The sequence below is a fragment of the Streptomyces sp. NPDC037290 genome (assembly GCF_055603245.1).
The window spans coordinates 1-1,265 of the sequence record NZ_JBVJVZ010000156.1 but is presented as its reverse complement, the minus strand read 5'-3'; the positions used below and the strand labels follow the sequence as shown (position 1 = coordinate 1,265).

The following is a 1,265-nucleotide window of genomic DNA, read 5'->3' as shown; positions in this document are numbered from 1 at the left end:
CGGTGTACCGGACGTTCCTCGCCGTGCTGTCTGCCCATGGCCGGTGCGGGTGCCTCACCGACGCCCACGCCGCCCGGCTGTTCGCCGCCGCGCAGACCAAGGGCGAAAGCCCCCGGCACTGCGTCGATGCCTGGTCCAACGCCCGTACCGCACTGGGGATGTGAGTCATGTCCGAGGACGAGAAGAACCCGACGCGTGAGGTCATCAGCGACTACGCGCAGTCCCACTTCCGGTACTTCCGAACCGCCGACGGCACCGTCTACGCCCAGAAGAACGGCCACCCGGTCGCCCGGCCGATCCGATCGCAGGGCACGACGGGCAGCCACCGGCAGGAACTCATGGTCGGCATGTTCAAGGACGGTGTCGGCGTCTTCAACGGCACGGCTTTGAAGGAGGCGTTGGATTTGATCGAGGCGTTGGCGATGACCGAGACCACCCAGGCCGTGCACATCCGCGTCGCCCCCGGCTTCAACGGAGCCACCTGGCTGGATCTCGGGCGGGCAGACGGGCAGTCGGTCCGTATCCACCCCACCGGGTGGGAGATCACCGTTCCCGACCCGCGCGAGGTGTGCTGGCGGCGCACCCAGCTCACCGGGGAACTGCCCCTGCCGGCCAAGGACACCGAGGGCAAGGGCATCGACCTGCTGATGCGGCTGTGCAACTTCGCCAACGCCGAAACCGAATGCCTGGCCATCGCCTGGCTGATCGGGTGCCTGGGGCCGGGTGTGCCCGTCCCGGCCCCGTTCCTCACCGGTCCGCAGGGTGCGGGGAAGTCGACCGGGGGCCGGATGCTGGTGCGGATCGTGGAGGGCATGAGCGGGGACCTGCGCCGGGCCCCGAAGGACGAGGAGAACCTGATCGCGGCCGTCGCCGCCGGATGGGTCACCGCCCTGGACAACCTCTCCCACATGACGCCGGACCTGTCCGACGCCATGTGCTGCATCGTCACAGGAGCCGAGAGCGTGAAGCGGGCGCTGTTCACGGACGGGGACGTGCACCGGGCCCGCTACCGCCGACCGCTCCTCCTGACCGGGATCGACGTCGGAGTCATCCGGCCGGACCTCGCGGAACGGCTGCTGCCGTTGCGGTTGGAGCGGCCCACGGTCCGGCGGACCGAGGCGGAGCTGTGGGCGGAGTACGAAGAGGTTCTGCCCGTGGTCCTCGGGTCGCTCCTCGACCTCACGGTCAAGGTCCGGGCCGCCGAAGCGGAGACACCGACCGATCTGCGGATGGCGGACTTCGCCCACCTCTGCGCCCAACTCGAC

The 1,265-nt window shown here is 69.7% G+C and carries 1 protein-coding gene and 1 pseudogene; both read left to right on the top strand.

The window, feature by feature from the left end; translation table 11 throughout:
- Window positions 1–164 (top strand): annotated as a pseudogene (locus ACZ7HQ_RS45610) (bifunctional DNA primase/polymerase); the annotation flags it as partial.
- A gap of 3 nt (window positions 165–167) precedes the next feature.
- A partial coding sequence (locus ACZ7HQ_RS45605; RefSeq protein WP_471003574.1) for an ATP-binding protein occupies window positions 168–1,265 on the top strand: 1,098 nt, incomplete at its 3' end.